The 20,487-nt window shown below is 48.7% G+C and carries 15 protein-coding genes; 12 read left to right on the top strand and 3 right to left on the bottom strand.

The annotated features are described in order from the left end of the window. Window positions 1–74 precede the first annotated feature (74 nt). The 5 genes from HGH90_RS06130 (at window position 75) to HGH90_RS06110 (ending at window position 5,849) form a co-directional block, all read left to right on the top strand. Window positions 75–1,286 carry an acyltransferase family protein gene (locus HGH90_RS06130; RefSeq protein WP_168767560.1) on the top strand — a complete coding sequence of 404 codons (1,212 nt, stop codon included), beginning with the start codon at window positions 75–77 and terminating at the stop codon, window positions 1,284–1,286. A gap of 22 nt (window positions 1,287–1,308) precedes the next feature. After that, complete coding sequence (locus tag HGH90_RS06125) at window positions 1,309–2,334, top strand: sensor histidine kinase (protein ID WP_168767561.1); 1,026 nt, start codon at window positions 1,309–1,311, stop codon at window positions 2,332–2,334. Then, window positions 2,334–3,044, top strand: a complete 711-nt coding sequence (locus tag HGH90_RS06120; protein WP_211172581.1) for a LytR/AlgR family response regulator transcription factor — start codon at window positions 2,334–2,336, stop codon at window positions 3,042–3,044. The genes HGH90_RS06125 and HGH90_RS06120 overlap by 1 nt, the downstream gene beginning before the upstream one ends. Window positions 3,045–3,147: 103 nt before the next feature. Continuing rightward, window positions 3,148–4,263, top strand: coding sequence for a glycoside hydrolase family 88 protein (locus HGH90_RS06115; protein WP_168767562.1), 1,116 nt, complete (start codon window positions 3,148–3,150; stop codon window positions 4,261–4,263). Between the two features lie 344 nt (window positions 4,264–4,607). Continuing rightward, complete coding sequence (locus HGH90_RS06110; RefSeq protein WP_168767563.1) at window positions 4,608–5,849, top strand: TCR/Tet family MFS transporter; 1,242 nt, start codon at window positions 4,608–4,610, stop codon at window positions 5,847–5,849. A 74-nt stretch (window positions 5,850–5,923) separates the two neighbouring features. Here the strand turns inward: HGH90_RS06110 and HGH90_RS06105 are convergent, their stop codons facing one another. Beyond that, a complete protein-coding gene (locus tag HGH90_RS06105) occupies window positions 5,924–8,308 on the bottom strand; it encodes an ABC transporter permease (RefSeq protein ID WP_169190649.1) in 2,385 nt (794 codons plus the stop codon). A 277-nt stretch (window positions 8,309–8,585) separates the two neighbouring features. Here HGH90_RS06105 and HGH90_RS06100 point away from each other — a divergent pair, with 277 nt between their 5' ends. The 5 genes from HGH90_RS06100 (at window position 8,586) to HGH90_RS06080 (ending at window position 13,066) form a co-directional block, all read left to right on the top strand. After that, entirely contained in the window at window positions 8,586–8,750 is a 165-nt protein-coding gene (locus HGH90_RS06100; protein ID WP_168767565.1) for a hypothetical protein, read from the top strand. A 247-nt stretch (window positions 8,751–8,997) separates the two neighbouring features. Continuing rightward, on the top strand, window positions 8,998–9,885 hold the full coding sequence (locus HGH90_RS06095) for an aldo/keto reductase (protein ID WP_169190648.1): 888 nt from the start codon (window positions 8,998–9,000) through the stop codon (window positions 9,883–9,885). After that, window positions 9,885–11,060 (top strand): mandelate racemase/muconate lactonizing enzyme family protein, encoded by a 1,176-nt coding sequence (locus tag HGH90_RS06090; protein WP_168767567.1) that lies wholly within the window; start codon window positions 9,885–9,887, stop codon window positions 11,058–11,060. The genes HGH90_RS06095 and HGH90_RS06090 overlap by 1 nt, the downstream gene beginning before the upstream one ends. Before the next feature lie 19 nt (window positions 11,061–11,079). Further along, the gene (locus HGH90_RS06085) at window positions 11,080–12,642 is read left to right on the top strand and encodes a sodium:solute symporter family transporter (RefSeq protein ID WP_168767568.1); all 1,563 of its coding nucleotides are present in this window, start codon (window positions 11,080–11,082) and stop codon (window positions 12,640–12,642) included. A 10-nt stretch (window positions 12,643–12,652) separates the two neighbouring features. After that, a complete protein-coding gene (locus HGH90_RS06080) occupies window positions 12,653–13,066 on the top strand; it encodes an L-rhamnose mutarotase (protein ID WP_168767569.1) in 414 nt (137 codons plus the stop codon). A gap of 1 nt (window position 13,067) precedes the next feature. On the opposite strand, the gene HGH90_RS06075 is transcribed toward HGH90_RS06080, so the two are convergent. Then, window positions 13,068–13,934 (bottom strand): AraC family transcriptional regulator, encoded by an 867-nt coding sequence (locus HGH90_RS06075; RefSeq protein WP_168767570.1) that lies wholly within the window; start codon window positions 13,932–13,934, stop codon window positions 13,068–13,070. Window positions 13,935–14,253: 319 nt separating this feature from the next. On the opposite strand from HGH90_RS06075, the gene HGH90_RS06070 reads away from it, so the two are divergent. Both HGH90_RS06070 and HGH90_RS06065 read left to right on the top strand, forming a co-directional pair. Continuing rightward, window positions 14,254–16,689 carry a hypothetical protein gene (locus HGH90_RS06070; RefSeq protein WP_169190647.1) on the top strand — a complete coding sequence of 812 codons (2,436 nt, stop codon included), beginning with the start codon at window positions 14,254–14,256 and terminating at the stop codon, window positions 16,687–16,689. A 7-nt stretch (window positions 16,690–16,696) separates the two neighbouring features. Beyond that, window positions 16,697–19,009, top strand: a complete 2,313-nt coding sequence (locus HGH90_RS06065) for a hypothetical protein (protein WP_169190646.1) — start codon at window positions 16,697–16,699, stop codon at window positions 19,007–19,009. A 99-nt stretch (window positions 19,010–19,108) separates the two neighbouring features. Here the strand turns inward: HGH90_RS06065 and HGH90_RS06060 are convergent, their stop codons facing one another. After that, a complete protein-coding gene (locus HGH90_RS06060) occupies window positions 19,109–20,470 on the bottom strand; it encodes a DNA/RNA non-specific endonuclease (RefSeq protein ID WP_169190645.1) in 1,362 nt (453 codons plus the stop codon). Window positions 20,471–20,487: the final 17 nt, after the last annotated feature.

Raw genomic sequence — 20,487 nt, 5'->3', positions numbered from 1 at the left:
ACAAAAACTGTCCATCCGTCAAATATCTTTTTCCACCGGGCGGCAGGGGGATAGGTTTGTAGAAAATTATCATCATGCAAACCTCTTCCCGACAAACTTACCTCGACTGGCTTCGCATTATCGCCATCATTGGCGTATTGTTTTTCCATTCGGCCATGCCTTATGTGGCCTACTGGGAATGGCATATCAAGAATCCCGATACCAGCCATGTGCTGTTGGAAATGAATGATTTCCTGCACCGCTTCCGCATGCCCCTACTTTTCTTTATTTCCGGTACGGTCAGCTATTATATGCTGCAGCATAGAACCGGTGGCGGCTTCCTGGGCCTGCGTTTCCGCCGCCTGTTCATCCCGCTGTTACTGGGAATACTAGTCATTGTACCGCCGCAGGTATACCTGGAAAGGCTTACCCAGGGATATAAAGGCAATTTCTGGCATTTTTACGGAGAAATGTTTAGCACCGGCGTATATCCCAAAGGCAATATGAGCTGGCATCACCTGTGGTTTATATGCTACCTGCTGGTATATGATATTGTTTGCGCCCCACTTTTTGTATGGCTGGGCAAGCCGGGCGGGCAACGGTTTTTACAACGGTGTACCCTGTTGGCCAAAGGGGCGCGGGTATACCTGTTAATGCTGCCCAGCGTAGTATTGTATGCTTCGTTGGTGTTTAAGTATCGTGCAACGGGCGACCTGGTACACGATTACCTGTATGCGCCTTATTATTTGCTATTCCTGCTGGCAGGCTTCCTGTGCATTGCCTGCCCGGTGTTGATGAACAGCCTGGAACGCAATCGCCGTTTATCGCTCGCCATTGGCTTTGTTAGCCTGGTATTTATCGACTACCTGCGCTGGAATCACCTGGACGCTATCCACTTTTTGCCGGGCTTTCCCATGGGGATGAGGTACCTGGCAGTAGCCATACATGCAGTGTGCGCCTGGATGTGGGTATTTACCGCCATTGGTTACGGGAAGAAATACCTCAATAAGCCCAGCCGCGTGTTAGGCTATGTGAACGAGGCCGTATACCCGTTTTATATATTACATCAAACAGTGATCGTTGTATTGACCTATTACCTGGTACAGGTATCCGATGGTATAGGTATGAAATACCTTTTTACGGTAGTGGTCACATTTTTCATCAGCATGACTATCTTCCATTTGTTTATCCGGCCATATGCTGTTATGCGCTTGTTATTTGGAATGAAGCCGCTGCCACAAAAGAAACCCATTGAAGAAAATGCCGTAGTGGTCAATACCCCACCAGTTTTAACTATCGGCGCTTAAATAGTTGTAACTTACTGATAGTATGAAAATTTTCTGGAGATATATTTTCCCGGCCATTTACGGCGCATTGGTATATTACACGATCCGGCTGCTCACGGACAGCCTTTCCGGGATGCGGTTCTGGCATCGTCCGCTCCGGCTCAACATCACAGAGGTGGGCATGAGTATCCTGGTCGCTTATCTCTTCTTATGGCTACTCAATGTCTTGTTGCGTTATTTTGACAAAAAATGGCAATCCAATTTTACCACCGGAAGAATTGCCAGGGAGCTGGGGGCTACCTTTTTACTGAGTATCGTGATACAGAACTTATTCCTAACGCCATTAGCAGCACTCACAGATGACGGTTTGCAATGGTTCGACCTGGCAGATATTAATGTGATCCCGTTATTGTATGCCCTCATCTATTACGGTTTCCGGCGCAGTAATGGATATTTGCAGGCCTATGTGCAGAACCGGCTGCAGCTGGAAAAAATTACCAACGACAAGTTGGCCACAGAGTTGAAGTTCCTGAAAGCGCAGTATCATCCGCATTTTCTCTTCAATGCTTTAAACACCATTTACTTCCAGATGGATGAAGATGTGGCAGCTGCCAAAAAAACGGTGGAGCGGTTTGCGGAGCTATTACGCTACCAGCTTTACGATCAGCAGGAGATGGTGGATATCAGCAGCGAGATACAATACCTCCGGCATTTTATCGACTTGCAGCAGATCCGGTCTTCTTCAAAGCTGCAATTGTCTGTACATTTTGATGAACAGCTGGGGAGTCAGCAGGTATACCCTTTACTTTTCCTCCCGTTGGCGGAAAATGCGTTTAAGTATGCTGGCGGCCACTTCAAGGTGAATATTGCCATGCAACAGGCAGATGATGGGATACTTTTTTCCGTTAGCAACGACATACCAGCGCATGTTCCGGGAGCTAAGACTGGTGGTATCGGGTTGGAAAATCTGAAACGCCGGCTGGAGCTGTTGTACCCTGATAAACATACGCTGACAACCCAGATACAAGACAATACTTTCGTGGCCGCATTAAAACTTACTTTACGCTGATGAGTAACATAAGCATCCGATGTGTCATTACTGACGACGAACCCCTGGCATGGAAAGGGCTACAGGGATATGCAGAGAAAACCGGGTTCCTGGAAGTGGTGGCCATTTGCGAAGATGCCGTACAACTGAATACCGTGCTAAAGCAACAACCTGTGGACCTGTTGTTTCTCGATATAGAAATGCCTTATATTTCTGGTGTTGAATTCCTTAAGAATTTCCCAAATCCTCCCCGCGTTATTTTTACTACTGCCTATGAGAGGTACGCCATGCAAGGGTTTGAACTGGACGTACTGGACTACCTGCTAAAACCGATTTCGTTTGAACGTTTTTTAAAGGCAGCTAATAAGGCATATGATTATTTTGCCAGCCAGGATACTTCCTTACCCCCCTATGTTTTTATTAAGACAGACAACCGCCTCGAAAAAGTGTTGTATGACGAGATCCTGCTGGTGGAAGCCCTGGAAAATTATGTGGCGGTATATACCACCGACAAAAAGATGATCACCCATGCGACCCTGAAGTCGGTGTTAGATATGTTGCCCCCCCGGCAGTTTATTCAGCCACATAAGTCATACCTCGTGAATATGAAATGTATCACCGCTATCGAAGGCAACATCCTGCATGTAGGTCCGCACCAGGTGCCGGTGAGCAAGTATCAGAAAGAAGCAGTGATGGAGAAAATCATCAACAATCGCCTGCTAAAGAAATAAAATATTCCCGGTTATTGCATAGCTTATATTTAATTGTTAAATTGACAGTTAAACAGAAGTTGTATATTCTGTCCATTCCACGTTAATAATAACCAATAGCCAGATGAGATACGGGTACATTGTTTTTTGCCTTTTTAGCCAGTTGGTATTTGCACAGCAGCTGCCGCCGCGTAAAGCGATTTTATCACAGTTGCAATTAGCCAATCAGTATTTTATGCAAAAGTGGCCGGATCCCGGTAAGCCTACCTTTACCAATAAGGAACGGCCTTCCAACCTTTGGACCCGGGCGGTTTACTATGAAGGGCTGATGGCGCTGTATGGCATAGACCGGCAGCCGGCGTATTATGACTATGCCGTATCCTGGGGCAACAGCCACCAGTGGGGTTTATGGGGTGGTTCCTCCGTGAGGAATGCGGATAACCAATGTTGCGGACAAACTTATATCGACCTGTACCTGTTAGACAAAAAGGATGAGCGGATCCGCGATATCAAGGCGGCAATGGACAACATGAAAGCCTCTTCAAAAGTGGACGACTGGTGGTGGATTGATGCCCTGCAAATGGCGATGCCGGTATATGCCCGGCTGGGGATAGTGTATAAGGACAGCAGCTATTTTAACCGTATGTATACCATGTATGCCTATACGAAATACCACCATGGAGAGAAGGGATTATACAATGCCGCCGATCATTTGTGGTGGCGCGACAAGGACTTTGTACCTCCGTATACTACCTCGGCTGGTAAGCCTTGTTATTGGAGCCGGGGGAATGGCTGGGTGGTGGCGGCGCTGGTGCGCACGCTGGAATTATTGCCCGCCAGTGATCCTCACTACGGGGAATATCTCCGGGATTATCGTGATATGCTGGCTGCGTTATTGTCGCTACAACGCACTGATGGTGCCTGGAACGTAAGTTTAAAGGATCCCGGCGATTACGGTGGACTGGAATTGACAGGCACCGCGCTTTTTGTATACGGCATGGCCTGGGGCATTAACCATGGATTATTACCCCGCAATGAATATCTGCCGGCTATTACCAGGGCCTGGAAAACATTGTCGACCCAATGTGTGGATACCAATGGCCGCCTCGGATATGTACAGGGAACGGGTAAAGAGCCCAAAGATGGTCAGCCGGTGACTTTCGATAAAGTACCCGACTTCGAGGATTATGGATTGGGTTGTTTCCTGCTGGCCGGTACAGAAGTGTATAAATTAAAATGATTTATTTTACAGGATCCGGTTTATTGTTAACAGCCCTCTGTTGTAGGCGGGGGGCTATTATTTTGCCGGTAATTTTGCTGGTGAACAGGAAAAAATAAAAATGTTATAACAACTATTTAGCCCAGCCATCAAGGATTTCCTGGTTTTTCTTATTTTTGTTGTTTGCCGTTTTTACCGGTGGAACTGGTGCTTTTACCGATAATGTCCGTATGCTAACCTAAACACATTTTAAGAAAGAAGAATGTACTGCTAATTTCGATAATGGATTCTTCAGTGGTGGAGGGAAACCATTATTGTATCGTTATTAGTATCTAAACAGCCAAACCCGTAAATCTCCAAATTTTATGCAAACATCGAAGAAGGCCGCCATGAGCTTTATTTTTATCACATTGTTGATAGATATAATGGGATGGGGATTAATTATTCCTGTCATGGCCGACCTGATTGCCCAACTGAAAGGCATCCCGGTAAATCAGGCCAGTCCGTATGGCGCTATGTTATTATCAGTTTTTGCTATCATGCAATTTTCATTTGCTCCGGTGGTGGGTAACCTGAGCGACAAGTATGGCCGTCGTCCGGTATTGTTGTTATCATTATTCGGTTTTGGTATAGACTATGTCATCCTGGCCCTGGCCCCATCTTTTGGATGGTTGTTTGTAGGCCGTGTAATTGCCGGTATTACCGGCGCCAGCTTTACTACGGCTTCTGCCTACATCGCGGATGTAAGTACCGATGAAACCACGAAAGCGAAGAACTTCGGGTTAATTGGCGCAGCCTTTGGGCTGGGCTTTGTACTGGGGCCTGCATTGGGCGCCCTGCTAGCAAAGTGGGGTATCCGTGCGCCGTTTTACGCGGCGGCGGCATTGTGTTTACTCAACTGCCTGTACGGCTACTTCCTGTTGCCCGAATCCCTGAGTAAAGAAAACCGCCGTCCATTTGAGTGGAAGAGAGCGAACCCTTTCGGCTCCCTCAAGTTTTTAACTTCCCATCCTGAAATCGGTGGCCTGGCGCTCAGCTTTTTCCTGATTTACCTGGGAGCACAGTCTGTGCAGGGTAACTGGAACTTCTTTACCATCTATCGTTTTCACTGGAGTGAACAAATGGTGGGTATTTCCCTGGCAGTAGTAGGCGTACTGGTAGGCGCTGTACAAGCGGGATTAACCAGGGTCATCAACCCGAAGATCGGGAATGAAAAGAGTATCTACATCGGTTTATGTCTCTACACATTCGGATTAATACTCTTTGCCTTTGCTTCGCAAGGCTGGATGATGTTCGTATTCCTGGTGCCTTATTGCCTGGGTGGTATTTGCGGACCATCCCTGCAATCCGTGATTTCAAGTCATGCGCCCGCAAACCAGCAGGGCGAGCTGCAAGGCGCTTTAACCAGCCTGATGAGCCTCGCTTCTGTAATCGGTCCATTGATCATGAACAGCACATTCTCGTACTTTACTACAGATAAAGCGCCCTTCTATTTCCCGGGAATACACTTCCTCATTGGGGCGGCCTGTATGCTGATCAGTGTGATTCTCATCAGCCGGGTAATGAACCGCGACCGGCACATGCAGCCGGAGCTGGTGAAGAAATAATGAGGTTGCTTTTTAAGACAGAAAAGGACAAACCACGAGGTTTGTCCTTTTTTATTATTTATAGAGATAAATACTTACTCTGATCGTAACGATTTTACGGGATTCATCAGCGCTGCCCTTATCGATTGATAGCTGACGGTTAGCAGCGCAATGAGCAGCGCACCGCCACAGGTGCTCAGGATGAGCCACCAGGAAATGTCTGTGCGGTACTCAAAATTTTTCAGCCAGTCGCTCATAAAGTAATAAGCCACCGGTACGGCAATTACCAGCGCAATGAGTACCAGCTGCACAAAATCTTTTGTCATCAGGCGCCATAAATTAAATACAGAAGCGCCCATTACCTTACGTACGCCTACTTCTTTTACGCGTTGTTCTGCCATAAAAGACGCCATACCAAATAATCCGAGGCAGCTGATGAAGATAGCGAGTACGGCAAAGAAACTGGACAGTTTACCAATCCGGCGCTCTGTATCGAATTTGCCTGCATAAACATTGTCTACAAAATGATACAGGAAAGGAACGCCGGGATTATATTTTTTCAATACGTCTTCTACCTGTGCCAGCGCGGCGCTGGTTTGTTTAGCAGGATTAAGCCGGGCAGTGAGATTTTGCTTGGTGTTGTAATCCAGTGTAAATGCAGTACGGAATACCGGGCGATAGGGCGATTCCATCACCATATCTTTTATTACGCCAATCACTGTAAATGGTTTGCCATTTACTTTCACAATTTCGCCAACAGGATTTTTGAAGCCCATGAACTTGGCGGCCGATTCATTCAGGATCATAGCGGTAGTATCTGAGGCATAAGTCCTGGAAAAATCGCGGCCATCCAGGACCTGCCAGTTAATTGTTTTCCCGTAATCATGGGAAACCGTTACGGCGTTAAAGTTCCCCTGCGTGCCGGGCAGCATGCCTTTCCAGGTGTACCCATTATTAACAGCATTGATTTCTGTAGTAGAACCCGAAGAAAATGTCATATCAGTAATGGCGCCCGATGTGATCAACTCCTGGCGGATAGGTTCATAGTTTTTTGCCAATTCCTCGTTTCTAACAGGAATGGTGATCAGTCCCTCGCGGCTATAGGCAGTAGGTCTGCTTTGCGCAAACTTGATTTGTTTGAATACCACCACGGTGCCTATGATCAGGATAACAGATACCGCAAATTGTACCACTACCATCGTTTTGCGTGGAATAGCCGCCAGCCGGCCTGCCCGGAAAGTGCCTTTTAATACTTTTACTGGTTCAAAAGACGATAAGTAGAGTGCTGGATAACTACCAGCCAGCAAACCGGTAAATAGGGTAATGCCCAGTGCCGCCAGCCAGAACAGCGGGTGGGTAAATGGAATACTTACTCTTTTATCAGCCATGTTGTTAAAGGCCGGTAAACTCACTTGTACCAGTACCAGCGCCAGCATCAATCCGATGATGGCGATGATCATCGACTCGCTGAGGAACTGCGCCACCAACTGACTTCGGATAGAGCCAATCGCCTTCCGGATGCCCACTTCCTTTGCCCGCTTTTCTGAACGGGCAGTACTGAGGTTCATAAAGTTGATACAGGCCAATAACAGTACAAAGACACCTATAATACCAAAAAGCCATACAAACTGGATCCTGCCGCCTATATTTTTCCCATCTTTCCAGGCGTCATACAGATGCCATTCACTCATCGGCTGCAGGAAGATTTCCGGCTTAAAGGCTGCATCCTCGGCCCGTACTTTACGCAGTTTTACATCTTTTATTTTTGCCGACACCTTTTCCAGGTCGGCATTATCAGCCAGCTGGGCATAGGCTTGTGTGAAGTTGGACCGCCACGGATTTTCCATCTCCCGGATCCAGGTTTCAGTGCTCAACATCAATTCCCAGGGGACCATAAAAGCCAGATCATGAAAGTCAGAATTATAAGGGAGATCTTCATATACCCCGCTGACTTTTACGTCTGTGCCTCCATCTAATTTAACCAGTTGATCCAGTGGCTCGGTATCACCGAATAATGCCTTCGCAGCGGAAGCGGACAGCAGGATGGAGTGCGGATCTTTTAGCCCGGTTCTGGTACCTTTCAGCATATGGAGACTTAACATCTCCGGGAAATCCGGTTCGAAATAATTACCCGTTTTGAAAATGCCCTGGTTGTTGTATTTCAGGAGGTGGTCGTAGGGCCAGGAAGCCATGGAGATGTATTTAAAGTCGCTGCCGTATTTATCACGGATCTCATCGCCCAATAGGTAAGGAACCGCACTTTGTGTTCCAGTAACGCCATTGAAGGTTTGATTTTGCTTGATGGCAACAATACGGTTATAATGTTCGTGGTGCTTGTTGAAAGTAAGTTCATCATAAAGCCATAACCCAATCAGCATCGTTACCGCCATACCGATAGACAGTCCGGCTATATTGATCAGCGAAAAGGTTTTATTTTTCAGGAGATTCCTCCAGGCGACTTTAGTATGACTTTGTAACATGCCAGAATAGTTTGCATCGGGATAGCAAGAAAGTTGCCACTCCCGTAAAGTGTTTTGTATCTGTAGGTTACAGATTTTCGACAACCACAAAATGTTCGCTTATGAACAACGTTTGTTGAAAAGCGGACGATCGCCCGGTATGCTGAAAATAAGCAATTTTTCTTGTGGTAGCAGCCGCTGAGTGCATCCCGTAAAACAGGGATTTATGGGGGGAGATGAATAGTTTTCATTCGGGGTGATTAAATTCGGTTATTGTTAACTTAAAAAATTGCCACCAATGAAACAGCACACCTCAAAAAAAATGCAGCTGGGAGTGATTAAAATTGCTAAGCTCAATGCTGCCGCAAATGCTACCCCTGCACAGCCTAACCAGTTATTAAGCAATTCCAGTTGCGGACATATCTGTCCGACTGTTTGCTCTTTAAACTGCACTACGCTGTAAAGCTTAAAGTTTAAAGCTTAAAGCTTAAAGCGGAAAGCAAAGAGCTATTGTAGCGGATGATCCTGGCGAATATTAAATCGCGTTGGTGGTCCGCTACAATAGCTTTTTGCTTTCCGCTTTTCGCTTTATGCTTTTCTCCTGGCGCATTCCGCTCCCACAATCAAAATAACATGTAAATTAGTCAAGATGCAACTGGTGTATTGCTATCAAAGCGGGTTACATTTGACTAGCTAGAAAAATTCCACACATGAGCTTTGATCAACTGGTATTGGGAACAGCAGGTATTGGAGGTATCTGGGGGGCGGTAGTACGGGAAGATTCCATACAAACCATTCTCCAGGCACTGGAAGCCGGGATCACTGCCATCGATACTGCACCGGCTTACCGGGATGCGGAAGAGATGGTAGGAGCCGCGCTGCGGCAGTGGACAGGCCCGCGACCTTTTATCAGTTCCAAAGCAGGGCGTTTGCCGGGCCAAACCGCCGAAGACGCCCATTATGATTATAGCCGCAGTGCCATGTGGCGCAGCGTGGAAAATACCCTGCATCAGCTGCAGGTAGATTCCCTGGACCTGCTTTTCCTGCACGATCCCGAAGGTATGTCGGAACTTGAGTTCGCGTCGGCTGTTACCGTAATGCAAGAGCTACAGCAACAAAAGTATACCCGTGCACTGGGTATAGGAGGCAACCCTCCGTCTTTTGCCTGGAAATGGTTGGAGCAGGGCATTTTCAGCACGCTGATGGAATTTAACCGGCTCAATGCCATACAAACGCCGGCGCTTCATACTTCCTTACCTGCCTGCGCGCGCGCAGGTATCCACTATTATGCCGCCAGCCCTTTATATATGGGTCTGCTGGGCAAGTCGCTGGAAAATTTCAGCACCATGCCACCGGCCTGGTTGCCCGCAGCAGCGGTCAGCAAAGCCCGGCAACTGGCGCTGCTGGCAGAAGAGGCAGGAATGACCCTGCCCACGCTGGCACATCGGTTTTTGCTATCCATATCCAGTATATATAAAGTGGTGATCGGCGCCTCCAACCCGGCGGAGCTGACAGCCACCCTGCAAGGCTTCGGGGATGGCCCGCTGCCACCGCAGCTATATGAAAAAATTTTACAAATCAGTCAGGAAAATCAGTAATGAATCAATCCATCTCATCCGAAGTATTTAATATCAGGAGCGTCCGCATCCATGTGCTGGAGCCCGTTCCCGCCGTTACCCCATTCCAGGATGCTACCATGGGGCCCTTTCTCACATTTGGTCTGGCCATGATCATCATTGAAGATGAAAACGGTATCCAGGGAGAAGCCCCGGTTTTTTCCAGCTATACCAATATCCTGGAATCCTGCTTCCTGCCCATCCTGCTGCACAGCAAGAATGTGCCCTACAGCGAATTATATACCCGCCTCTATTGGTCGATACGCAATGAGGGCTTCCGTGGCGCAGCTGCCGCCATGCTGGGGCAGGTAGACATTGCCCTGCACGACCTGGCTGCACGCCGGGCTGGGATGCCCTTACACCGGTACCTTGGGGCTACCCGCGATGCCGTGAAAATGTATGGCAGTGGTGGCGGCACCAACTATACACTACAGCAACTGGAAACAGAAATGCGCGTATTCCTCGATGCGGGGGCAGATTGTTATAAAATGAAGATCGGAAAGGATTTCGGATCGAGGTTAGCCGAAGATGTGGAACGGGTTAAATTTGCCCGCAGTTTTCTCGGACCACAGGTGAAACTGGCAGTAGATGTGAACCAGGTATGGTCTGCCGAACAAGCGCTCCGCTTCCTGGACGCTACTGGCGCCCAGGATATAGCCTGGCTCGAAGAGCCAGTACACTCGGCAGCAGTAGACCAGATACGGGTGTTGTGTTCGCAATCGCCCGTACCTATCGCCTTCGGTGAATCCGAGCGTACTTCCAAAGTATTTCCCACCCTGCTGGAAATGGGCGTGAGGCATTTGCAACCAGTGCCAACGCAAATTGCCGGCGTAAGGGAATGGATGGAAGCCCGGGATCTTGCTGCATCGGCCCAGGTAGACTTTTCCTCGGGCGGATACTCCCTGCATACAGCAGGACTCATGACAACAGCCCATCCCGATTGTCGTGTAGAATATCTATATTCCATTATGCACGGGTTGGAACAATATTTTTCCGTGAAGCCGGAATGGAAACAAGGAACTTTTATATTGCCTGATATCCCCGGTATCCCTGTAAGAATAGATTGGGAGTATTGGAACCGTGCCGGTAAGGTAATCCGTAGCGCTCACTGGAATGCGACGGAGGTAAATGCCTACCGGCCTAATGTTACGTTATGATCCATAAAATCTCAATACCTTGCAATTTACGCTAACCACTCCCGATTATGGGGTATTATGCCTGTATTTCATAGCGCTGTTCATGACAGGGTTTTACCTGAACAGGTACAACCGTTCTGCCGGGCGTGATATATTCCTCGGTGGGCGCTCCCTGCGCTGGTGGCAGATAGGCTTCTCCATGTTCAGCGCCAATGCAGGGCCCTCTATGCTGGTGGGATTTGCCAGTATAGGCTTTACCCAGGGAGTGGTAGGCAGTAATTTTGAATGGCTGGCATGGGCGTTTCTTTTCCTGCTATCCATGTTTTTCCTGCCACATTATATTTCCACCAAAGTATCCACCATGCCACAGTTCCTGTTGGTGCGGTTTGGAAAGCCTTCCTATAATTTCCTGGTGATCTATAGCCTGATATCCATTCTCGTGGTTTGGCTGGGAAGTGCCCTGTATGCGGGAGGGCTCATTATTTCGCAGGTATTCGGCATCTCTTTATTGCATGCCGTGCTTACTATTGCGGTGATTGCCGCGAGCTTTACCGCAGTAGGAGGATTAAAGGCCGTAGTGAGGACCGGCATTTTTCAATCGCTCATCATCATCCTCTCTTCTATTATTTTAGGCTGGCTGGCACTGAAGAAGATCGGTGGAATACATGCATTCGCACAGGGGGCGCCGGCTGATTACTGGAAGCTTTTCCGCCCGGCTTCAGACCCCCAGTATTCCTGGGTAGCCATCCTGCTGGGATACCCAGTCGTAGGCATTTACTACTGGTGTACTGATCAAACCATTGTACAAAAAGTGCTTGCGGCCAAAGATGTACGGGAAGGGCAATATGGCGCTATTTTTATCTCCTTCCTGAAAATTATTATGCCGTTTATCTTCATATTTCCGGGCATCATGTGTTTTGTGTTGTACCGGGATATTGCCCAGCCAGACAATGCCTATATTACCCTGGTGAGCCAGGTAATGCCGCATGGCCTGTTGGGACTCTGTATCGCTGCGTTGATCGCCGCATTGATTGATACCATTTCTTCCGGGCTAAACTCTTTCAGTACGGTGTTTACACTGGATGTATTATCCCGTGTCCGGGAAATGGACGATCTTGCCAAACGGCGCACAGGGCAGTGGAGTACTTTGCTGGCGGCAGTATTGGCGGTGGGCGTAGCCTGGCTTTTCTCCTTGTCGGGAAAAGGTTTTTTTGAACTAAGCCAGGGATTGGTGTCTATCCTGGCGCCACCCTTGTCGGTAGTATTTGTAGGAGGCATTTCCTGGAAGCGGGTGAACAAAACAGCGGCAGAAGTGGTATTGTATGGAGGGGGACTGGTATGCTTGCTGGTAGGGGCCTGCCACGTATTGAACTTCCCGTCAAAAGCTTTCTGGCCTCATTTCCTGTTGTTGTCGTTCTACCTTTTCCTCGCTATGTTGATCGTGCTGATTGGTGTAACGTTATGCACCAAGCCGCCGACCAAAAATGTATTACCCTCTATTATGGAATCGTGGAAGGAGCGGGCCCCGGGGAGCAAGCGGGTTTGGGTGTTGTGGGTATTATTGGCGCTGGTAATGGGAGCCATCTATATTTACTTTAGTTAAAGATATACATATGATGAGAATACTTTTGCTGGCAATAGGTATCCTGTTAGCTGTCAGCTGTGGGGTAAGTAAATCACATTCGGTAGAAAAGGTATTCGTGGTGAATATTAAGCCTGGAGAGGAAAATCTGAAGGCTTATCTCAACTATCACCAGCATATTTGGCCGGAAGTAGAAGCGGGATTCAGGAAAGCAGGGTATGAAGATATCCGCCTGTTTCGCAGCGAACATACCGTAGTGATGATCGTAACCGTGCCCGAAGGCGCTGATCTCGATGCGATGGGGAAGAAGGCGGAAGCCTCGCATCCCCGCTGTGCTGAGTGGAACCGGCTAATGGCAGGTTACCAGGAAGGTGTGACCGGAACGTCACCGGGACAAACCTGGAGCGCTATGGAGCCGCTGTACCACTTTAGCGGCAGCCGGTAATTTATTCTGCTGTACTGTACTGCTTTACAAAATCCCTGGGAGATAAACCCTTTACTTCCTTGAAGTGTTTGTTGAAGTTAGATAGGTTGTTATACCCGCTCTGGTAACAGGCTTCCGTAACATTGTGCTTTTTCTCGAGCAACAACTTGGCGGCATGGCCTATCCGTACTTCTTTTACAAAGTCGATGAGCGTGCGGTTGGTACGCGCTTTAAAGTAGCGACAAAAAGCTGCAGGTGATAAGGGTAAAATATCCGCTACCGTTTTCAGTGAAATTTCTTCCTGGAAATTTTTAAATATATAATCAAATACTTTGTTGATCTTCTGTGCTTCAATGGAGGAGTCTACCGCGTTGTAATAAGGTGATGACAGCACTTTGCCTTCTTCCGACTGTGCCAGCGTATCCAATAAGTTAAGCATCAATACGACCCGGGTCATGCCGGAAGTAAACAGCATTTGCTGCATAATCATTTTGGCGGTTCTTACCGTGGCGCCGGAAAAAGAAACGCCTTTGGCTGCCCGTTCAAACAGATCATTCAACTGGTGCGCTTCCGGTTTATCCAGCAGCTGCTGGCCCAGGAAGGTAGGAAAGAAGTGGATTACTGTGGCCTGTGGCGGTATCATGGGATCTAATACTGTATAGTATTGCCAGCAATGTGGCAGGTAACTACCCAATAATACCAGCTCTGTTCCTTCAAAATCTTCAATGTGATCGCCAATGAAACGCTTACCGGCACAATTCTCAATCAAGGCAATTTCGAAGTTGATATGCGATTTTAGCGTGGTATATTTTTTTATCTCCAGTATTTCAGACCGGATGGTAAAAGATTGGTCTGGAGGAAATGTAAAATTCTCATATATGTATTGCATAGATAACGTGCTTTGTTCACCTGTAGGTCCCGACGAGATAAATGTACTCATTTTAAACGAAAGCAGCACAACTGCAAAAAAAGCATAGCTAATAGTCAATTTCAGGGTGGCTGGCGCAGGAATATTATTGGAATTTTAAGGCGGCAAAGTATAATGCTTTTTGCTGATATAAAATTCGATGATGATCATCTTTCAAAATACCCGTAAACACCTGCTCAATTGTTATTCTTTTTCAAGAATACTGGTCATAATATTATTAGTTAATTGCACTAACGCATATAGTCAGGGCAAGCAACTGGAAACCATTTATTCCACCGTTATGGTCAACACGAAAGGATACATTGTATCTATCGTGGATAAACGGACAGGACGCGAGTACTGTCCGAAAGGCTTATCATCGCCCGTTTTGACTTTGGTAAGCGGTAAAGCATCGATTTCGCCGGTCGCGGCGAAATTTACTCCTGGTAAAATGGAGCTGCGATATCCCAATGGGGCCGTTGCCAGTATCCGGGTGCAGTTGCAACCGCAATACCTGCGGCTGCAACTGCTCTCCCTGGAGCATGCTCCCAACGTTGACAATATCGTTTGGGGACCTTATAAAACCACCATCTCACAAACCATCGGTGAAATTATTTCGGTAGTTCGTAACAACCAATTTGCCATTGGCATGTTGGCGCTGGACGATAATACCACCAGTGGACCACCGACCGATGGCGATTTCGGTGTTACCTATTACTACATCCATTCTCCCGACCCGGTTAAGTATCCGCTTCCGTCACATCTTAAAGAAGGACAAAAATTTAAGATCGGGGGAGATGGCCGGAGTGATGTTGCCTTTTATTCCCAGCCGGAAGAATATTTCCGGATGAACTATGGCAACGGCGCAGTATTGGAGCCGGATTTCGGTTCTTCTATCTGCCTGCATTCCCGCAACCGGCGCAAAGAACAGATGATCCGCTTTCCTGTATTACCCGATAACTTGGACGGAGGCTATAACTCTGCCCGCTATCAGCTGGTAACGCCCGCCAATGTGGGGTTTGAAGGATCGGCCATTGCCCTCTATGCCTGCCCCGACTCCCTGGGACTATCTACCATTGAACGGATTGTGTTGAAAGAAGGGCTGCCACACCCTGAAGTGGATGGCAAATGGATTAAAGATCCTGCTACCCGCCGGCCTGATATAGCGTGGTGGGGACCACACGATAGCCTGGCCGTATATGCGTTAAGGTTAGGTGTTAAAGGAATACAGGATGAAGGGTGGGGAGAGTATTACCCGGATTTCGGAGACAAGAAATGGGGTAATAACCGGATCTCCCTGACAGATCACCGCCACATGACTATTCCCGAATATGGCGCATCCATGAAGGCGCAGGGACTGCGTTACGGCTTACATACCCTCTGCGAATTTTTGCAGCCAGGCATCAGTAATTCAGTAGCGCCGGTACCCAGCGATAGTCTCGCTATTATGCAACGTACCATGCTTACCCGCAACATCGGCCCGGAGGATACCATCATCACTGTAACTGATACCTGTTACCTCAACGAGTTTGGCGGATGGGAAGGTAATCATACCAACGTATTGAAGATAGGAAAAGAGCTGATCGAATATAATGGCGTTACTACTACCTTGCCTTACACCTTTAAGGGGATTAAACGTGGACTATATGGTACACAAAAAGGAAGTTATCAGGCAGGAGATACCATCGTGAAGTTGCAGCCTAACTGCTACCATGGCTTCGCACCGGACCTTAACCTGCAGGACGCTTACGCGGATTTCTACGGGCATTGGCTGGTAGAGGGAGGAATGGACTACATCGACTTCGACGGGTTGGAAAGCTGTATGTACCAGGGACATGGACAGTACTCTTTTAAGCGCTTCTTCCGGCGATTGTTTAATACCTACCGTCAGGCTGGCGGTCAATACCTGCGGGTAATGGGCTCGTCGGTGTTTGAGGGTAACTGGCACTATATGAGTGTGTGCAACATAGGCGGTGATATAAATATGTTTGACCCTGTGAATAATAAATGGGGCATAGAAGGAAAAGATATGCGCTACGTGTTTGAAAGTAATTACCTGCCGGCCACCTTCGGGATTGTTTCCTACGAAAGTGACTGGAGCCAGTACGACCTCGAAAACCTGCAGGCCAAATCTATCGGCTGGGAAGCCACGTATATGCTGGGGCTTAGCCAGCAGTCGGTGGAAAGCAGCGGCGAAAAAGAAGCTGCTTTTACTGCCTATCGTGCCTGGGAAAATGCACGAAATGCCGGTGTGTTTAATGCAAGTGTTAAAGCACAGCTGAAAGACATGGGCAAGAAATTCCACCTCGAACAAACGGGAGCACATACCTTCTCCCTGTACACGCTGAAAGAAAACCGGCAGGTGAATATCCCTTACCAGCAAGATTTCCAGGAAATACCGCTGTACATAACACCGGGAACATCTTTGAGAGAATGGACGTTGCGAGTGCATGCGCCCAAAGCAACTGATGCCGAAGGGCTGCGTATACGCCTGCCCAATGGACAGGTTATCCTGGTAGATGTACGACTGGCAGCCGGAGAATGGCTCATTCTCCGCGATGGGCAGCTATCAGTGGCCGATCGCAACCGGCGGGTATTGCGCATGATTGCCAAGGTAGATCCGGCGCTTTTTAATACCGGAAAAGCAGTAATAGGAGTGGCAGCACGGGAAACGGGATCTGATAAAATACAGCTCGAGTCTGTGACCATTATGACTACACAAATAGAAAAATTATAAACATAATATGAAGAGAGGCGTCATCGCCCTGTGGCTGCTGGCGGCAACAGGTATCGTTCGGCAGGTGAAGGGGCAGGCACCGGCAAAAGAGTTACTGCGGACATTACAAGGCGGCATCCAGGTGTCGCTGCGGCAATACCAGGGCGACTCCCTGGTGCATCAATGGACATTCGACGGTAATACACTTACTAACACCCAGGGCCGGTGGCAGCTGCAATGGCAACAATCGGCGATACCAGGTAATCCTGCCGGTCAGGAAATTACACTCACGTGCAAGTTGGTGGATGGTGCAGCCCCATCCACCGCGGTGGCAATTGACTTTGGCTTTGGGCGCTGGCAACGGGAAAATTACGTGATGGTGCCGGCCATCGTGTATAATGGAAATCGTTACCGGGCTATCGGTAATGGCTATAACCCGGATTATCCGAAAGATATGTATTTCAACCCGGCAGCGCCACTTACCATCTCCAATAACCCGCGCTTGTCGGTCAGTGATGCGGGACCATCCGGCCTGGAATTAAGTACTACTAATACTTCCGTACCGGCTATGAGCTTCTATGCACCTGCTGTAAAAAAAGGATGGATGGTACTAACGGAGCAGGCTACACGTTATGGCAACAGTGGACTGAGCATCCGGGAAAATGATGGTCGCGACAGCTGTACTTTCACAATTACAGCGCCGGCCATGCGTAAGATGGCCGCTGGTTTTGGTGATTTTCATCCCAGTGGCGACCAGGCGCCCGACTGGCGTACAGGCAATGAGATCACGATCAGGTTCCGGGTATATACTTTTTCTGCCAGCGGCATCCCTGACCTGCTGAAACAATTTATGACCTTACGTAAATCACTGTCAGGTCCCAATCATCCGCGTAACCTGGTACCCATGAGTAAACTGGCTGCCCTGGGAACGGATATCTGCCGGAATAATTTCGTGGAAACAAAAGCGGGCAGTTACTACCTGCCGGAAAATAGCCGCAACTTCCAGCTGGGATGGGTAAGTGGCATGATCAACACCTTCCCGATGCTGGCGCTTAACGATGAAAAAGAACGTACCCGCGTAGCCAGGGAACTGGATTTTATTACTTCCCGTATGCAGGGGAAGAGTGGTTTCTTTTATGGATCTATCAGCGAAGGAGGTACGCTCAGTACAGAAAAAGGATCTCCTGATTTTCCTGCCTTGCAGGCCATGGTCCGGAAAAATGGTGATGTTTTGTTTTGGTTAATGAAACACTTACTATTGCTGAAAGCGCAGGGACATGCACAAACGATTCACCCCGAATGGGAAGCGGCTGCACAAAAGCTGGCGGCGGCCTTTGTGCACAACTGGCAGCGATACGGTGAATTCGGGCAATACATTGTACCGGAAACGGGAGAAATTGCCGTTTTTAATTCCAGCGCCGGCGCTATCGTACCAGCAGGACTGGCACTGGCAGCAGATTATTTTCACCGGGAGGAATGGCTGCGTACCGCAGAAGCGGCTGCTACTTTCTATTACCAGCGTGATATTGTAGCGCGTGGCTTTACCAGCGGTGCCTGCGGCGATATCTCGCAGGATGCAGACTCGGAAACTGCTTTTGGATTCATGGAATCGCTCATGGCGCTTTATCAATATACCCAACAACCGGTTTGGCTGGAGCGAGCCAAAGTGCAGGCCGCCCTTTGCGCTACCTGGACAATGGCCTATGATCCTGTTTTTCCCCCAGGCAGCGATATCGGGAAGCTGCAATGCCATATGGCCGGCGCCGTGTGGGCCAGCAGCCAGAATAAACACGCCGCCCCCGGTGTTTGTACCTCGTCGGCCGATTACCTGTTTAAATTATACCGGGCTACCGGCGACGAACATTATGCGGCGTTGATCCGCGACATCCAACACGCGCATACCGAAGCCGTAAATATGCCGGGGCATATCACCACCAATTACATGATCGGTTCCTGCATGGAACGTATCCAGTTGAGCGATGCAGAAGGAAGGGGAAGTATCGGTAATTTTATCCATACCCGCAATTCGTGGACTGAAACCAATGGCATCCTGATGGCGATGGAATTACCGGGTATTTATGTGCAGCCCGGTGAAGGAAAGTTATTTGTATTTGATCATATCACTGTAGCGCCAATCAGAGAGGGTAAAGGCGACGTTACATTACGTTTGTCCAATACCACTGCCTATGATGCATCTGTATCGGTGATGGCAGAATCGGCCGGGGCCGCGAAAAAGCCGCTGGGCTACACCTCCTTCCTGCATTGGCCCAAAGTGGCCGTCGCTGCCGGCGTAACCGTGAATATAAAGGTGACAAAGCGTGGTGAAGTAACTGTGTTGTAAGCGTAAAGCGTAAAGCATAAAGCATAAAGCTATTGTAGCGAATGAACAATACAATTCAAATATTCGCTACAATAGCTTTATGCTTTACGCTTTATGCTCCTACTGCACATCTATTTTCGTTTCCAGGCTGTCTTGCAGGGTGGTACGAAGATTAGAGAGGAGGTTATAACCGGTGGCGTTTTCGATATCGCGTACGGTGGTTTTGTATTGGGTCCAGTCGGTGTTGATGCTGTTGTTATTAGGTGTGTTTACCGCAATAACCCTGGTAGCGCCGTCGATGCGGCCCAGGTCATTGTTACCCGCCGGCAGTACTACAATCACTTTCCAGATATTGGATGGTACGGTTACGTGGCCATTGTCGATGGTGTTGGTAACACCGCCCAGGGAGCCGGTACCGCCTTGTCCGTAGGAACCATCTATCACATATACTTCGTTGCCGGCGTTTACGAGGCCGCGGGTATAGTTTTCGAGGTTAGCCCAGGTTTTTTGGTTGTTGTTGGGCGCCTGGGGCATCATATTAGTCATTAGGAACGTAGCGGAATTGGCCTCAGTGGTAGCGGTTCTGTCGCCTGATGGACAGTTGTGCCCACGGTCGAACCCGGAGCCGGAATAGCTGCTGTTTTGCACCTGGTACCAGCCGGCGGGCAGATCGGTATCGGCCCGGAAGTCGTTGCTCCGGGAAACGCTTCCCAGGTCAGATGCCTGTATATGCCAGCTCACCCAGTTGGGCGTACCACGACTACGGCTATATGACAACGTGTAGTAAGTTTTTGCCATCAGGTAATTGTTTTCCGACGAAATGTCGGCCAGGGCATTACTCGGGTTTCCCAGCAGCATATTGTTATCATCGCCCGGGATGGTGCCGCCGCCGGTACCACCACCAGTGCTGCTGCCGGAAATGAGGGTAATGTCGTCGATGTTGATACGGTTGCTGCTGCCGGAAGTTTTGCGGATGGAGATGCGCAGGCTGCCGGTCGCTGAAAAGCTAAAGGTGGCTGTTTGCAGGCTGCCGGAGGTGGTAATGGTATTGCCTTGTTGCGTCCAGGTTTGGCCATTATCGCCAGATATCCACAATTGCCAGGTACTGTTGGCATCAGTGCCGTAGGCGCCATGCTTTACGGTAACCGTTACTGTTCCGGAGGCATTGGTACTGAAGTTGGTGGTAACGCTACCGGTGTTCCGGATGCGGATGGATTTGGAACCATTTTTTAGATCGGCTGATAAAGTGCCGATAAGGGCGTCGTCGAGCGTCCAGGACCCGCTGGTCAGCGATACGCTGCCGACGGCATAAGCGGTTTTGGTGCCGGATTCAACATCTTCGCTGAAGAGGGTAACGGATTCTGTGGTAACGTTGCTGGGTTTCTGGATGTCCTGGGGCCTGATATCTGCCTCTTTTTTACAGGCAGTAAACAGGAAGGCTCCCAGGCAAATGACAAGGCATTGCCTGATAAGTGTTTTCATGATGCGGATTTACGGGT

Source organism: Chitinophaga sp. Ak27, assembly GCF_012726295.1.
Classification (GTDB): domain Bacteria; phylum Bacteroidota; class Bacteroidia; order Chitinophagales; family Chitinophagaceae; genus Chitinophaga.
This window is presented reverse-complemented; position numbering and strand designations above follow the sequence as displayed.

Excerpts from the sequence above, each read along its gene's own strand:
- HGH90_RS06080 (WP_168767569.1), top strand. The coding sequence starts at position 12,653 with ATGATGAGAATACTTTTGCTGGCAATAGGTATCCTGTTAGCTGTCAGC.
- HGH90_RS06060 (WP_169190645.1), bottom strand. The coding sequence starts at position 20,470 with ATGAAAACACTTATCAGGCAATGCCTTGTCATTTGCCTGGGAGCCTTC.
- HGH90_RS06075 (WP_168767570.1), bottom strand. The coding sequence starts at position 13,934 with ATGCAATACATATATGAGAATTTTACATTTCCTCCAGACCAATCTTTT.
- HGH90_RS06115 (WP_168767562.1), top strand. The coding sequence starts at position 3,148 with ATGAGATACGGGTACATTGTTTTTTGCCTTTTTAGCCAGTTGGTATTT.
- HGH90_RS06100 (WP_168767565.1), top strand. The coding sequence starts at position 8,586 with ATGAAACAGCACACCTCAAAAAAAATGCAGCTGGGAGTGATTAAAATT.
- HGH90_RS06065 (WP_169190646.1), top strand. The coding sequence starts at position 16,697 with ATGAAGAGAGGCGTCATCGCCCTGTGGCTGCTGGCGGCAACAGGTATC.
- HGH90_RS06130 (WP_168767560.1), top strand. The coding sequence starts at position 75 with ATGCAAACCTCTTCCCGACAAACTTACCTCGACTGGCTTCGCATTATC.
- HGH90_RS06120 (WP_211172581.1), top strand. The coding sequence starts at position 2,334 with ATGAGTAACATAAGCATCCGATGTGTCATTACTGACGACGAACCCCTG.
- HGH90_RS06110 (WP_168767563.1), top strand. The coding sequence starts at position 4,608 with ATGCAAACATCGAAGAAGGCCGCCATGAGCTTTATTTTTATCACATTG.
- HGH90_RS06105 (WP_169190649.1), bottom strand. The coding sequence starts at position 8,308 with ATGTTACAAAGTCATACTAAAGTCGCCTGGAGGAATCTCCTGAAAAAT.
- HGH90_RS06095 (WP_169190648.1), top strand. The coding sequence starts at position 8,998 with ATGAGCTTTGATCAACTGGTATTGGGAACAGCAGGTATTGGAGGTATC.
- HGH90_RS06070 (WP_169190647.1), top strand. The coding sequence starts at position 14,254 with ATGGTCAACACGAAAGGATACATTGTATCTATCGTGGATAAACGGACA.
- HGH90_RS06125 (WP_168767561.1), top strand. The coding sequence starts at position 1,309 with ATGAAAATTTTCTGGAGATATATTTTCCCGGCCATTTACGGCGCATTG.
- HGH90_RS06090 (WP_168767567.1), top strand. The coding sequence starts at position 9,885 with ATGAATCAATCCATCTCATCCGAAGTATTTAATATCAGGAGCGTCCGC.